The sequence below is a fragment of the Streptomyces sp. NPDC088762 genome (assembly GCF_044750905.1).
Taxonomy (GTDB): domain Bacteria; phylum Actinomycetota; class Actinomycetes; order Streptomycetales; family Streptomycetaceae; genus Streptomyces.
Genome location: NZ_JBIVKT010000005.1, coordinates 260,601 through 273,332 on the forward strand (window position 1 = coordinate 260,601; position 12,732 = coordinate 273,332).

At 75.1% G+C, this 12,732-nt stretch carries 13 protein-coding genes and 1 pseudogene; 5 read left to right on the top strand and 9 right to left on the bottom strand.

All coding sequences use genetic code 11. The features are described 5' to 3' along the window. Positions 1-66: 66 nt before the first annotated feature. Positions 67-603: pseudogene (locus ACIP5M_RS15380) on the top strand (RNA polymerase sigma factor); the annotation flags it as partial. A 12-nt stretch (positions 604-615) separates the two neighbouring features. On the opposite strand, the gene ACIP5M_RS15385 reads toward ACIP5M_RS15380, so the two are convergent. Both ACIP5M_RS15385 and ACIP5M_RS15390 read right to left on the bottom strand, forming a co-directional pair. Then, the gene (locus tag ACIP5M_RS15385; protein ID WP_401196853.1) at positions 616-1,578 is read right to left on the bottom strand and encodes a MerR family transcriptional regulator; all 963 of its coding nucleotides are present in this window, start codon (positions 1,576-1,578) and stop codon (positions 616-618) included. Between the two features lie 37 nt (positions 1,579-1,615). After that, positions 1,616-2,707: a WD40/YVTN/BNR-like repeat-containing protein gene (locus ACIP5M_RS15390; RefSeq protein ID WP_401196855.1), complete on the bottom strand. Its 1,092-nt coding sequence runs from the start codon at positions 2,705-2,707 to the stop codon at positions 1,616-1,618. Between the two features lie 210 nt (positions 2,708-2,917). Between ACIP5M_RS15390 and ACIP5M_RS15395 the strand changes: the two genes are divergently transcribed. The 3 genes from ACIP5M_RS15395 (at position 2,918) to ACIP5M_RS15405 (ending at position 5,921) form a co-directional block, all read left to right on the top strand. Next, on the top strand, positions 2,918-4,261 hold the full coding sequence (locus ACIP5M_RS15395) for a wax ester/triacylglycerol synthase family O-acyltransferase (protein WP_401196857.1): 1,344 nt from the start codon (positions 2,918-2,920) through the stop codon (positions 4,259-4,261). An 82-nt stretch (positions 4,262-4,343) separates the two neighbouring features. Beyond that, the gene (locus ACIP5M_RS15400; protein ID WP_401196860.1) at positions 4,344-5,453 is read left to right on the top strand and encodes an NADH:flavin oxidoreductase/NADH oxidase; all 1,110 of its coding nucleotides are present in this window, start codon (positions 4,344-4,346) and stop codon (positions 5,451-5,453) included. Between the two features lie 111 nt (positions 5,454-5,564). Then, on the top strand, positions 5,565-5,921 hold the full coding sequence (locus ACIP5M_RS15405; protein ID WP_401196863.1) for an ArsR/SmtB family transcription factor: 357 nt from the start codon (positions 5,565-5,567) through the stop codon (positions 5,919-5,921). 78 nt (positions 5,922-5,999) lie between these two features. Here ACIP5M_RS15405 and ACIP5M_RS15410 read toward each other — a convergent pair whose 3' ends face one another. The 5 genes from ACIP5M_RS15410 to ACIP5M_RS15430 form a co-directional block, all read right to left on the bottom strand. Beyond that, a complete protein-coding gene (locus ACIP5M_RS15410) occupies positions 6,000-7,358 on the bottom strand; it encodes an FAD-dependent oxidoreductase (RefSeq protein ID WP_401196865.1) in 1,359 nt (452 codons plus the stop codon). Positions 7,359-7,442: 84 nt separating this feature from the next. After that, the gene (locus ACIP5M_RS15415) at positions 7,443-8,072 is read right to left on the bottom strand and encodes a TetR/AcrR family transcriptional regulator (protein WP_401196867.1); all 630 of its coding nucleotides are present in this window, start codon (positions 8,070-8,072) and stop codon (positions 7,443-7,445) included. Positions 8,073-8,175: 103 nt separating this feature from the next. Then, positions 8,176-8,823, bottom strand: coding sequence for a phosphatase PAP2 family protein (locus ACIP5M_RS15420; protein ID WP_401196869.1), 648 nt, complete (start codon positions 8,821-8,823; stop codon positions 8,176-8,178). Positions 8,824-8,918: 95 nt separating this feature from the next. Continuing rightward, positions 8,919-9,857: a M56 family metallopeptidase gene (locus tag ACIP5M_RS15425; protein WP_401196872.1), complete on the bottom strand. Its 939-nt coding sequence runs from the start codon at positions 9,855-9,857 to the stop codon at positions 8,919-8,921. Positions 9,858-9,938: 81 nt separating this feature from the next. Further along, positions 9,939-10,475 (bottom strand): DUF5134 domain-containing protein, encoded by a 537-nt coding sequence (locus ACIP5M_RS15430; RefSeq protein WP_401196875.1) that lies wholly within the window; start codon positions 10,473-10,475, stop codon positions 9,939-9,941. Between the two features lie 146 nt (positions 10,476-10,621). Here ACIP5M_RS15430 and ACIP5M_RS15435 point away from each other — a divergent pair, with 146 nt between their 5' ends. Further along, positions 10,622-11,164 (top strand): GNAT family N-acetyltransferase, encoded by a 543-nt coding sequence (locus tag ACIP5M_RS15435; RefSeq protein WP_401196878.1) that lies wholly within the window; start codon positions 10,622-10,624, stop codon positions 11,162-11,164. Positions 11,165-11,173: 9 nt separating this feature from the next. Here ACIP5M_RS15435 and ACIP5M_RS15440 read toward each other — a convergent pair whose 3' ends face one another. Both ACIP5M_RS15440 and ACIP5M_RS15445 read right to left on the bottom strand, forming a co-directional pair. Then, positions 11,174-11,857, bottom strand: a complete 684-nt coding sequence (locus tag ACIP5M_RS15440; RefSeq protein WP_401196881.1) for a glycerophosphodiester phosphodiesterase — start codon at positions 11,855-11,857, stop codon at positions 11,174-11,176. 180 nt (positions 11,858-12,037) lie between these two features. Continuing rightward, positions 12,038-12,685, bottom strand: coding sequence for a PadR family transcriptional regulator (locus ACIP5M_RS15445; RefSeq protein WP_401196883.1), 648 nt, complete (start codon positions 12,683-12,685; stop codon positions 12,038-12,040). Positions 12,686-12,732: the final 47 nt, after the last annotated feature.

Sequence of the window (12,732 nt, forward strand, 5' to 3'; positions counted from 1 at the left end):
GCGCGCCGGAGCCTGAAGGGGCCGGGCCGCACGCCCCGGCCCCGGCAGCGAGGAGGCGCAGGCGGCATGCTGTCCGACGAGGAGGTGGGCCGGGGGATCGCACGGGGCGACGCGCACTGCTTCGAACTGGCCCACCGGCGCTGGGGCCGGCTCGTGCACCACCTGGCCGCCCGGGCGCTGGGCGATGCCGGGGAGGCCGAGGACGTCGCCCAGCAGGTGTTCCTCGCGGCCTGGTCCGGCCGGGCCGGCTACCGGCCCGAGCGCGGTCCCGTCCCCGCCTGGCTGGTGGGCATCACCCGCCGCAAGACGGCCGACGCGCTCGCCGCCCGCACCCGACGGCGCGACCTCGCCGCGGCGGCCGCGGCCGCGGCCGCCGCCACCGCCGCCGTGCCACCGGCCGGCGGGGCCTCCGACGGGTGCGAGCGCGTCCTCGACCGTCTCGTGGTCGCCCGCGAACTGGCGCGGCTGCCGCGGCTGCAGCGCGAGGTGCTGGCCCTCGCCTTCTACGGAGACCTGACCCAGGTCCAGATCGCCGACCGCACCGGCCTGCCCCTGGGCACGGTCAAGAGCCACGCGCGCCGCGGGCTCCAACGGCTGCGCCGCGGCCCGGCCTCCTCAGCCGTAGAGGCGGCCGAGCACGTCGAGCGCCTCGCGCAGGCCGGAGGGCCGCGACATCCCGGCTCCGGGAGGGCGGCCCGCCCAGCCGGGACCCGCGAGCAGCGTCAGCGGCCGGGTGCGCGCTCCGCGGACCCCGAACGCGCTCCCGGCGACGTGCCGGGCCAGGGCGTGGTCAGCGGTGGAGCGGGCCTGCGACCACAGCACGACCGCCGCCGGCCCCGTGCGCCGTACGGCGGCGTCGAGCGCCTCGGCGGGCACGGCCGCGCCGAACATCCGCGTCGGCAGCCCGTCTTGGGCGAGCCCGGCGGCGAGTGCCTCCAGCGCCAGGGTGTGCTGCTCGGCGGGAACGCAGGCCAGGAGCACCGGGGGAGCGGAGGCCCGCGCCCCCGCGGCGGCGGGCGCCACCTGCCGCAGGGCGGTGGACACGTGCCAGGACAGCAGGTGCTCCACCTCGACGTAGCGGTCGCCGGAGGTCTGCCACCTGCGGCCCACGGCGTGCAGGGCCGGGACCATCACCTGCTCCCAGGCGGTGACGACCCCGTGGTCCGCGACGAGGCCGCCCAGCAGCGTCGCGAGGGCCGGGCCGTCGAGGCGTACGGCGGCGCGCGCCAGCCCCCGGCTCTCCTGGCGCACGTCCCCGGCGCCGGCGTGCGCGGGCCCCGGGCCCGCCGTGGGCCCGGCAGGCCCCGGATCCGGGTCGGGCGCCGGGCGCCCGGGGCCGACGCGGCCGTCCAGGGCCGCACGGGCCGCCTCGGCGGGCGGCACCCCGGAGGAGGTGAGCCGGCACATCTCCTCCAGCAGTGCGATGTCCGCGGGTGCCCAGCGCCGGTGGTGCCCGCCCTCGCGCGCCGCCGGGCCGATGCCGTAGCGCCGGTCCCACGAACGCAGGGTGGTCGGCGACACGCCCAGGCGGCGTGCCACCGCTCCCGTGGTCAGGCCGTGGGCGGTGCCGGAGGACATGCCCTCACGATACGACGCACCAACGCTGCGCCCCGCGTCAATCGCCCACGGTCGCCGCCCGAACGCACAGGACGTCCGGCAGGTGCTCGGCCAGCAGCTGCCAGCTCTCGCCGTCGTCGTGACTGGCGTACAGCTCGCCGTTGCGGTTGCCGAAGTAGATGCCCGCCGGGTCCGCGTCGTCGGTGCACAGCGCGTCCCGCAGGACGGTGCCGTAGTGGTCGCCGTCCGGCAGCCCCTTCGAGAGCGGCTCCCAGGTGGCGCCGGCGTCCTGGGTGCGGAAGACCCGGCACCGGTGTTCGGCGGGGACCCGGTCGGAGTCGGCGTTGAGCGGGAAGACGTAGGCGGTGTCCGGCCGGCGCGGGTGGGCCGCCACCGCGAAGCCGAAGTCGGAGGGCAGCCCGCCGCCGATGTCCGTCCACTGCCCGCCGGCGTCGTCGCTGCGGTAGACGCCCCAGTGGTTCTGCAGGTACAGCCGGTCCGTGTCCCCGGCGTCCTGGGCGATCTTGTGCACGCACTGGCCGAACTCGGGGTGCGGATCGGGCAGGAACACCGCCGACACGCCCTCATTGGACGGGGTCCAGCTGGCGCCTCCGTCCTTGGTGCGGAACACCCCGGCGGTGGAGACGGCCACCGTCACCGCGTCCGGGTCACGGGGGTCGGTGATCACCGTGTGCAGCCCTTCACCGCCGCCGCCCGGCACCCACTGGTCGCGGCTCGGGTGCTCCCACAGCGGGCGGACCAGCTGGAAGGACTCGCCGCGGTCCACCGAGCGGAACAGCGCGGCGGGCTCCGTCCCCGCGTAGACCACGTCCGGGGCCTCCGGGCCGGCCGGGTGGAGCTGCCAGACCCGCTCCAGCGAAGCACCGGTGTCCTTGGGGAACTTCACCGCGGCCGCTGCCGGCTCCCGCCAGGTCGCGCCGAGGTCGTCGGAGCTGAAGACGGACGGCCCCCAGTGCTGACTGTCCGCGCCGACCAGCAGCCGGGGTACCGCGCCCCGCCGGTCGACGGCGGCCGCGTACACGGCCTGGGCGTTGAAATGGGGGCCCTCGAACTCCCAGGGGCCGTCGCCTCGTCGGCGGCCGATGAACAGTCCCTTGCGGGTCCCCGCGAGCAGCAGTACCTCGGCCATGGCCGGCACCTCCGGACTTCGTGGTCCACGTGTCTCGGGCTTTTCGGCCAGTCTGCACCCGCCCACTGACAGTGGCCCGGGGGGCGCAGCGGCGCCCTGCGCTGCTGATCGATACCGATCATTTACCCTCCAGAAATGGTTGCTGCTTGCTTATGGGTGTTCGCAATGGGTTGACTTCAGGCCACTGCCGTCCCATGCGAGAGGACCTACGTGGCCACCGAGCATTTGTCCCCGCTCGACCTCGCCTTCTGGCGGATCGAATCCTCCGCCCACCCCATGCACCTCGGCGCCCTCGCCGTCTTCACCGCCGCCGGAGCCGGCGCCGCCCGACATGCCGCCGAACTGCTCAGCGCCCGGTGCGCCGCCGTGCCGGGCCTGCGCCGCCGGATCCGCGACGTGCTCCTGCCCGTCGGCGCGGCCGCATGGTCGCCGGACCCGCACTTCGACCCGGCGCGTCACGTGTTCCTCGTCCGCACGGACACCGCCGACCCGCACGCCGCCGCGGGGCCGCTCATGGCGCGGCCGCTGGACCGGGAACTGCCGCCCTGGGAGGCGCACGTGCTGGCCGGGCCCGATCCGGCGTCCTTCGCGGTGCTGTTCAAGTTCCACCACGCCCTCGCCGACGGCCTGGGCGCGCTCGCGCTCGCCGCTGCCCTGTTCGACGAGGGCCCCTCCCTGCGGACGGCCCCGGCGCGGCCCGCCTCCGAGCAGCGCCCCGTCCCGGAGCAGCGGCCCGGCTCCGCCCTGCGCCGGCTGTCCGGAGTCCTCGCCGCACGGGTCCAGGACGTCGGCCAGGCCCTGGAGATCGGCGCCGCCGTGGCCCGCGCCGGGCTGCCGCTCGGCGTGCCCGAGGCGCTCACCGCCGACACCGCCGGCGCGGGAGCTCGTACGACTGCGGGCCTCGCCCTCGACCTGGACGAGGTCAACCTGGTCCGCAAGGGCGCCGGGGGCACCGTCAACGACGTACTGATCGCCGTGGTCGCGGGCGCACTGCGGCGCTGGCTCGCCGGCCGGGGCGACCCCGAGCCCCACGGCGCCGGACCGCGCGCCCTGATCCCCGTGTCGCGCCGCCGCGGCCCCGGACGTACGGCCGGTGCCGGAAACCGGCTCTCCGGATACCTGCTCCGCCTCCCGCTCGCCGAGCCCGACCCGCTGCGCCGCCTGGACCGCGTCCGCGTGGCCATGGACCGCAACAAGGACGCCGGCCCCGCCCGCGGCGCCGGGGCCGTCGCCCTCCTCGCCGACCACGTCCACCCGCTCGGCCACCGCCTCGGCGGCCCGCTCGTCGCGCAGGCCGCCCGGCTGCTCTTCGACATCCTCGTCACCAGCGTCCCGCTGCCGGGCCTCACCTTCTCCCTCGGCGGCAGCCGGGTCCGCGAGGTCTATCCGCTCGCCCCGCTGGCCGCCGGTCAGTCGCTGGCCGTCGCGGTCTCCACGTACAAGGGGACGGTCCACTACGGACTGGTCGCCGACGCGTCCGCCGTCCCGGACCTGCCGGCCCTGGCCGCAGCCCTGCGGGCGGAGCTGGACGCGCTTGTACGAGAGGTGTCGTAGTACGAGAGATTTCGTAGTACGGTGGTTCTCGTACGCGGCCGCCGATCCCCGGCGCCCCCGGTGACGTCTGGAGAGCCCTGAGATGAGCGCTGCCCCCGCTGCCCCCGCCGCTTTCGCCGCCCTGTTCGCCCCCTACACCCTCCGCTCGGTCACGCTCCCGAACCGCGTGTGGATGGCCGCCATGTGCCAGTACAGCGCCGAGGCCTTCGGTCCCCTGGCGGGCGTCGCGCACGAGTGGCACTTCGCGCACTACGCGGCCCGCGCCGTCGGCGGCACCGGCCTGATCATCCAGGAGGCCACCGCGGTCTCCCCGGAAGGCCGGATCACCCCCTACGACCTCGGCATCTGGAACGACACCCAGGTGGAGGCGCTGCGCCGGATCACCTCCTTCCTCAAGGCCCACGGCACCGTCCCCGGCATCCAGATCGGCCACGCCGGACGCAAGGCCTCCACCGACCGGCCCTGGAAGGGCGGCGGCCCGGTCGGGCCCGAGGCGCACGGCTGGCAGCCGGTCGCCCCGAGCGCGGTGCCGTTCGCCGAAGGGCACCCCGTACCGAAGGAGCTGACGACCGATGAGATCGGGGAGATCACGGGCCGGTTCGCCGCGGCGGCACGGCGCGCGCTCGCCGCGGGCTACGAGGTCCTCGAGATCCACGGCGCGCACGGGTACCTGATCGGTGAGTTCCTCTCCCCGTACAGCAACAAGCGCACCGACGCGTACGGCGGCTCCTTCGAGAACCGCACCCGCTTCGCCCTCGAAGTCGTGGACGCGGTACGGGCGGTGTGGCCCGAGGAGCTCCCGCTGTTCTTCCGGATCTCGGCCACCGACTGGCTGGAGGCGGAGGGCTGGACCGCCGATGAGACGGTCCGGCTGGCCGGGCTCCTCCAGGAGCACGGGGTGGACCTGCTCGACGTGTCCACCGGCGGGCTCTCCCCGCACGCGAAGATCCCCGTCGGCCCCGGCTACCAGGTGCCCTTCGCCGCCCGGGTCAAGGCCGAGACCAGCCTGCCCGTGACCGCCGTCGGCCTGATCACCGAACCGGAGCAGGCCGAGAAGATCCTGGCCAACGGAGAGGCGGACGCGGTCCTGCTGGGCCGCGAGCTGCTGCGCGACCCGTACTGGGCCCGCCGCGCCGCCGCCGAACTGGGCGCGGAGATCCCGACGCCCTCCCCGTACCACCGGGCCTGGTGACCCCGGTGCGGCCCGGACCCTCCGCGGGCCCGGGCCGCACCTCCCCGGTCCGTCCTACGACGACTCTCGTACGATGGGGCCAGGACCGAGCCGAGTGAGTGGAGCAGGGACATGACGGAACGTGACACGGCCCGCGCCCTTGCCCATCCCGAGGCAGCCGACATCCGCCTGGAGGGAGTGCTGCACGCGCTCTCCGACCCGGTCCGGCTGTCCATCGTGCGGGACCTGGCCGGCTCCTCCACGGAACTGGCCTGCTCCGCCTTCGACCTGCCGGTCACCAAGTCCACGACGACGCACCACTTCCGCGTCCTGCGCGAGAGCGGTGTCGTACGCCAGACGTACCGCGGCACCACCAAGTTCAACACCCTGCGCCGCGAGGAACTCCAGTCCGTCTTCCCGGGACTGCTGGACAGCGTCCTCGCGGCCGCCGCCGCCGAAGAGGGCCGCCTCGCGGAACACGCCCGGTAGGGAGAGCCGGCGCAGGGCTGGTCGAGGACGGCGGACGGCATCCGCCCGGGCCGTGTGGTGAGGCTCTTGCCCGCCTCCCTACGCGAGGCCCGCGGCGCCGCGCAGGCCGGCCCAGTCGGGGATCTTCACCGAGCGGCGGCCCAGCGAGCGCCCCAGGTCGGCCTCCGCCGTCTCGATGGCCAGCCACCCCGGCCACTGCACCGGGTGCAGGCCGGCCGCCTGCAACGCGTCGAGCGGATCCCCGGGCAGTTCGCGCCGGGCCAGCGCGGCCGCGTCCTGAAGCAGGGAGGACGCGGTCTCCTTGGCGCAGGGCCGGTTCGTGCCGATCACTCCCGTCGGGCCCCGTTTGATCCAGCCCGCCACGTACTCGCCCACCGAGGCCCGGCCGGCGCGCAGGACCCGGCCCGCCGCGTGCGGCACCGTGCCCGTGGCGGGGTCGAAGGGCAGCCCGGCCAGGGGGACCCCCTTGTACCCCACCGAGCGCAGGACCAACTGCGCCTCGACGTCCTCGTACACGCCGGTCCCGGTCACTCCGCCGCTGCCGTCCGGGGCGGTCCGCTCGAACCGCATCCCGGTCACCCGGCCGCCGGGGCCGCCCAGGACCTCCACCGGGCGCAGGTAGAACCGCAGGTCGATGTGGCGCTCCGCGTCGCCCGGGCCCCGCTCAGCCCAGCCGCGCAGCACCTCCAGGTTGCGCCGCGCCACCGCGGGCAGCGCCGCCGCCGCGGCCGGATCGGTGTACATCGGGTCCAGGGCCAGCTCGGCGGGGTCCGTGCGAGCCTCCACCCCGGGCAGCGTGCCCAGCTCCCGCAGTTCCTTGGTGGTGAACTTTCCCTGTGAGGGGCCGCGCCGGGCCACCATCGACACCCGACGCACCCCGCTGTCCGCGAGCGCGCCCAGCGCGGGCTGCGGCATGTCGGTCGGCGCGAGCTCCGCCGGGCCGCGGGCCAGGATCCGCGTCACGTCCACCGCGACGTTGCCCGCCCCGACCACCACCGCGGAGTCCACGCCGGGCAGCTCGAACGTCTCGCCCACCGCGTCGGGGTGTCCGCTGTACCAGGAGACGAAGGCCGTCGCGGAGTGCACCCCCGCCAGCTCCTCGCCCGGGATCCCCAGCAGCCGGTCCCGGGCCGCGCCGACGCAGTAGATCACCGCGTGGTACAGCTCCAGCAGCCGGTCGGTGGGCAGCAGTTCCCCGCCGACCTCGACGTTCCCGAGGAAGCGGATCCGCTCGTCCTCCAGCACCGTGCGCAGACTGCCCTGGAGCGACTTGATCTTCTCGTGGTCCGGGGCGACCCCGTACCGCACGAGCCCGTACGGCGCCGGCAGGCGGTCCAGTACGTCGACCCGCACTCCGGGCACCTCACGCTGCTGGACCAGCGTCTGGGCCGCATAGACCCCGCTGGGGCCCGATCCGACGACGGCGATACGAAGCACGGCGGAGCTCCTCCCGCGGGTGGTTTCAGCATGCCACCCGGCCGGGCGGCCGTCAGCCCCTCGCGCGCATCCGGCGGAGCCGGGTCAGCCGGGTGGCGGAAACGTTGCGGCGGGAGGCCCCCCGGGCGGCGGGAATCCGAGCTCCCAGTCCAGCCCGTAGCGCTGGAAGAGCTCGGCCCGCAGCCGGTCCGACGGCATCGGCGCACCCGGCAGCAGCACCGCCACCACGGCGCCCATCAGCAGCGCCCGCAGGAGCGGGTAGTCGGTGTCCACGTCCGGTGAGCCGTACCGGGCGACGGTGTCCCGCAACAGCTCGGCGAGCCGCTGCTGTTCCGGGCACTGCACGAACCCCCCGTCGGTGAGGATGCCCGCCATGTGGGTCCGCATCAGGAGCGGCTCGTCGCGGGCGAGCCCGAGGATCGCGTCCACCGCGCGCGCGAGCCGCTCGCGCCCGTCCTCGCTGCGCGGCTCGCGCTCCAGCGCCGCCTCCAGCGTCAGGTGCATCAACCGGTGCACGGCGGACTGCAGCAGCCGGCGCTTCCCGGGGAAGTAGTACGAGACCAGGCCGCGGGCCGTGCCTGCCCGGTCGGCGATGTCGCCGAGCGTCGTGGCCTCGTAGCCCCGTTCGGCGACGAGTTCGACCGTGGCCTGGAGCAGCCGCTCCCGGGAACGTCTGCGCAATTCTTCATTGACCGATGCGCTGCGCGGGGACATGCTTACTCCTGCGTTGACTGGCTCGGAGCCAATATACTCAGCGCACGGGGTCGCCTGCTCTGGGTGACACGGGGGATCGCCCAGAGCAGGCACACCCGCAGCCTCATCGTTCCGTGGAGCCGGCCCGTCGGCGGGCACCGGACCGGCACGTCGCGAGGGCCACCAGGGCCGCGCCCAGCAGCCAGCCCGCGACCACGTCCGACAGCCAGTGCACCCCGAGGTAGAGCCGGGTGAAGCCGACCCCGAGCACCGACACCGCCGCCGCGGCCCAGGCGGAGCACACGGCCCGGCGCGGGGCCTGCCGCGGCAGCAGCCACAGCAGCAGCCCGCACACCACGGTCGCGGTCATGGCGTGGCCCGACGGATAGGCCGAGAAGAACGCCGTGTCCACCGGATCGGGCCACCAAGGCCGCGCCCGCCCCACCAGTGCCTTCAGCCCCTGCTGAACCGCCAGGGCCACCACGGTGATCAGGGCGACCAGCACCGCACGCTCCCGCCGCCCGCGCCACCACAGTCCGACGCAGGCGACGGCGGCCAGGGCCCTCATGGTCAGGGGGTCCCACACCCAGTCGGTGAGGATCCGCGCGGCGTGGGTGACCCCGGGATGGGACACGGCGTGGCCGTGGAGCTCCCGGGCGACCCGGTCGTCGTACGCGAGGAGCGGCGGCCACTCCGCGACGACCAGTGCTGTCAGGACGGCCGCGAGCAGCGCACAGCAGATGCCCGTCCACAGCACGCGATCGCTCCGCATACGGGGATCCTCGCACCGCCCGGGAGCGGTCGGGCGCGGGACACCCCCGCGGGGGCGTCCCGCGGATCACGGCCGGCCGGGACCCGCGCGCACCCCTACGCCAGGGCGCTCAGCCCCGGTACGAAGGCCACCAGCAGCGGAACCGCCGGCAACAGCGTGGCCAGCGCCGTCAGCCGCAGCCTGCGCGTCGCCGACAGGCGGGGCGCGGCCGACAACAGCCGCCGCACCCGCTGCCGGACGTGTGCCTGCGGGTGCGAGCAGGGCCCGAACACCCCGCGGTCCTCGTTCAGCCCGACCAGGGCCAGCGCGACCGTCAGCCGCCCGTACCGCCGCGAGGCCACGTCGTCGGCGGCCAGTTCGACCAGCCGGTGCATCTCCGCCTCGAAGGCCGCGAAGACCGGCACCTGCGGGAACCCCACCGCCAGGGCCCGCGAGCAGTGCAGCAGCCAGTCGTGCCGGGCCGCCGCGTGCCCCTGCTCGTGTGCCAGTACGGCATCGAGCTGACTGCCCTTCAGCCGGCCCAGGGCCGCCGTCGTGACCACCAGCTGCGGGGCCGCCCCCGGCAGCCACCAGGACTCGGGCCGCGGGCCCTCCAGGACGACGAGCCGCGCGCCGGTGGGGTCTTCGCCGGGCAGCAGCGGGGCCCGTTCGCGCAGTTCGGCGCTCTGTGCGCGGCGGCCCGCCCGTGTCCGCAGCACCTCACGGGCCAGCAGCGCGGCGGTCCACAGCGCACCGCCCGCCAGGGCCAGGGCCGTGCCCGCGGCCCAGGGACCGCCGGAGGCGCCCAGGGCGTAGGCGTCGACCACCCCGCGCGGGGCGGCGGCGAACAGCCGGCCCCGTACGGCCTGCCAGGCCGCCGCCGCGCTCAGCAGCATCGACAGTCCGAGGCACAGCAGCACCGCACCGACCACGCACTGCCACACCCACAGGGCGACGACCGGTTCACGCTCGGGCCATCGGGCCCGGGCCAGCAGACGGGGGGCGAGCACCGCGGTCAGGGCGCCGAGCATCAGAAGAGCGGCGGGGACCATCATGGCCGCCAGCCTATGAGCGCGGGCCTACCTGCGGGTACGGCCCGGGGGGATTGGTGACGCAGGACACGTCGGCCGGCGCCGTCACATGGTGAGCAGCATGGCCAACATCCCGATTCCCATGGCCAGTCGGCAGGCACGGGTCAGCTCGGCCGAGCCGCCCCGCCGGCCCGGCTCGCCCGGCCCCGGCGGCGGGGCGGCGGAACCGCCGGCCGTCACCAGCCGGGCCCCTCCGAGGACCACGTACCCGGCGTAGTAGAGGAGCAGCAGCCCGGTCAGCAGCGGCAGTCCGGCCCCGTGCCCGTGACCGGAGGCCGCCATGACGGACATGTAGACCATCGTCAGCGAGCCCACCAGGTGGTGAGCGTGGTGCACCCCGCCGCGCAGCAGCCACACGGCGTGCACGGCGGCCCCGCAGAAGAGCACCCCCAGCGCGGGGGCCTGCCACCCGCCGGCGCCCCAGAGGGGGACCGCCATCAGTGCCATGCCGAACCCCATCACGGCCTCGCCCGCTGCGCCGCCGCCCGCTCTGGACACCTGCCGCAGGCAGTACGCACCGCTCACCGCGCAGAGCAGGACCAGCAGCCAGGAGGACACGCTGGAGGAGAGGGAGGGGGACATGGCGGAACCGTGCACGGCAGAACCTCCCGGTTCGTCGGCGTCACGGGAAGAGATGCCCTTCTCACGCGGCGCTCACGCGGCCCCGGGTTAGGCTCTCCTTGCCCCACCCGGCATGTCATATGCCACCGCGTAGAACGGAGCCCGCGATGTCCTCGACCGCCAACCCCGCAGCCCTGAGCTTCCGCAGCGCAGTGGAGGCGGACGTAAGCGAGCTGGTGGCGCTCGTCGAGTCGGCGTACCGCGGTGACGCCAGCCGCGCCGGCTGGACCACGGAGGCGGACTACCTCGACGGGCAGCGCACCGACCCGGGCGAGGTCCGGCGGATCATCGACGCCCCTGACAGCGTCCTGCTGGTCGTCGAACGCGCCGGCGAACTCGTCGCCTGCTGCCAGCTCGAACACCGCGGGGACCACGCCTACTTCGGGATGTTCGCCGTCCGTCCCGGGCTCCAGGGCGCAGGCCTCGGCAAGGAGATCCTGGCCGAGGCCGAACGCCGCGCCCGGGAGACCTGGGGCGCCAAGGAGATGCGGATGACGGTGGTGAACGTACGGGAGGAGCTCATCGCCTACTACGTGCGCCGCGGCTACCGGCGTACCGGCGAGCTGAGCCCCTTCCCGTATGGCGACGAGCGCTTCGGCGTCCCGCGCCGCGCCGACCTGGCCTTCGAGCTGCTGGTGAAGGCGCTGTAGGCGGATCCGTCAGGCGGTGAAGCGGCCCGTGCTGCGGATCTCCGGGAAGTCGGTGGCCGCGCCGTCCAGCCCGAGCGCCCGCGCGAGCCGCAGGTGGTCCAGGGTGTTGACCGTCCAGCCGGTGACCCGGAGCCCGGCCGCGTGCGCCGCCTCCACGGTCTCCAGGGCGAGCCGGCGGATGTCCAGGGCGATCGTTGCGGCGCCCGCGGCCAGCGCCCGGTCCACGATGTCGTCCCCGTGCGGGCTCGCGCGCAGCACGGTCCGCACGCCCGGCACCAGCCGGGCCGTCTCGACGAGCGCCGCGTCGTCGAAGGAGGCCACCTCCACCCGGCCGGTCAGGTCGCGGCGCAGGATCAGCCCGGCGAGCACCTCGGCCGCGGCCCGGTCCCGTACCGACACCTGGAGCGGGACGCGGACGGCGTCCAGCGCCTCCTCGAAGACCGGCACGCGCTCACCCTGACCGGCGTCCAGCGCGCGCAGTTCGGCGACGGTCAGATCGGCGACGGCCCCCGACCCGTCGGTCGTGCGGTCCACTTCGGGGTCGTGCAGGGCGACGAGTGCGCCGTCCTTGCTCAGTTGGAGATCCAGAGCGATGACGTCCATGCCGGAACGTTCCGCGCGGACGAACGACCGGAGGGTGTTCTCCGGCTCGACACCCATGACCCCGCGGTGACCGATGGTGAGGAAAGTCAAGGTTCTCTCGCTTCCGTCGACGGCGGCTCCCGCGCGGTCGCGGTGTCCCGACCGGCCGCGCGCGATGAGGACGCATGCTAGTGCGCCGACCGTGCGATGGGACCGCCCGTGCAGCGCCCCGGAAAGCCGCACCGGCCGCTTCCCGCCGGGCTTGTCCGCGCTCTTGACCCGCCTGCCGCGTCACCCGGGGGTGGGCGCGTCCCCGCCGGCTTGACGGCCCGGCCCGCCGGTCTGCGGGGCGGTGTGCCCGCCGCCTTCGCCGAGGCCCTGCAGGTCGGCCAAGAGGGCTTGCGCCAGCTCCAGTTCGGCCAGGTGCTGCCGCTCGCTCCAGCGCAGCGCCAGCGCGGGGAAGGCCCATTCCGGTACGCCGGCCGCGTGCTCCATGGCCTCCCGTACGGCGGCCAGCTCCTCCCGGGTGCGCTCCACGTGTTCCCCGACCATCGCGCGCAGTCGCTCCGGCTCGGCCAGGTGCCCGAGCCAGACCCGCAGGAGCAGCCCGTGCTTGAGCACCGGCGGTCCGGCCTCGGCCGTGTCGGCGGCCCAGCCGGCCAGCGCCTCGCGGCCCGCGTCCGTGATGACGTAGCGGCGCTTGGCGCGGGCCTCCTCGGGGCCCGAGCGGGCGGAGGAGGCGTAACCCAGCTCCTCCAGCCGGCGCAGCTCCGCGTAGATCTGGCTGATGGCCGGTGACCAGTAGAAGAAGCGCAGCGAGGAGTCCGCCCACTTCTTGAGCTCGTAGCCGGTCCGCTCTCCGGGAAAGGAGAGCAGCCCGAGAACCGCCCACGCGGTCGGCGGCAGCTCTTGCTTCTTCGCCTTCTGACTACTAGTCATATTTCGAATCGAAGTGAGACCGGGCACGGGACGCACGGGACGCACAC

Coding starts and splice junctions, on each gene's coding strand:
- ACIP5M_RS15385 (WP_401196853.1), bottom strand. CDS start 1,578: ATGTCCTCCGGCACCGCCCACGGCCTGACCACGGGAGCGGTGGCACGC.
- ACIP5M_RS15390 (WP_401196855.1), bottom strand. CDS start 2,707: ATGGCCGAGGTACTGCTGCTCGCGGGGACCCGCAAGGGACTGTTCATC.
- ACIP5M_RS15400 (WP_401196860.1), top strand. CDS start 4,344: ATGAGCGCTGCCCCCGCTGCCCCCGCCGCTTTCGCCGCCCTGTTCGCC.
- ACIP5M_RS15405 (WP_401196863.1), top strand. CDS start 5,565: ATGACGGAACGTGACACGGCCCGCGCCCTTGCCCATCCCGAGGCAGCC.
- ACIP5M_RS15415 (WP_401196867.1), bottom strand. CDS start 8,072: ATGTCCCCGCGCAGCGCATCGGTCAATGAAGAATTGCGCAGACGTTCC.
- ACIP5M_RS15420 (WP_401196869.1), bottom strand. CDS start 8,823: ATGCGGAGCGATCGCGTGCTGTGGACGGGCATCTGCTGTGCGCTGCTC.
- ACIP5M_RS15425 (WP_401196872.1), bottom strand. CDS start 9,857: ATGATGGTCCCCGCCGCTCTTCTGATGCTCGGCGCCCTGACCGCGGTG.
- ACIP5M_RS15430 (WP_401196875.1), bottom strand. CDS start 10,475: ATGTCCCCCTCCCTCTCCTCCAGCGTGTCCTCCTGGCTGCTGGTCCTG.
- ACIP5M_RS15435 (WP_401196878.1), top strand. CDS start 10,622: ATGTCCTCGACCGCCAACCCCGCAGCCCTGAGCTTCCGCAGCGCAGTG.
- ACIP5M_RS15445 (WP_401196883.1), bottom strand. CDS start 12,685: ATGACTAGTAGTCAGAAGGCGAAGAAGCAAGAGCTGCCGCCGACCGCG.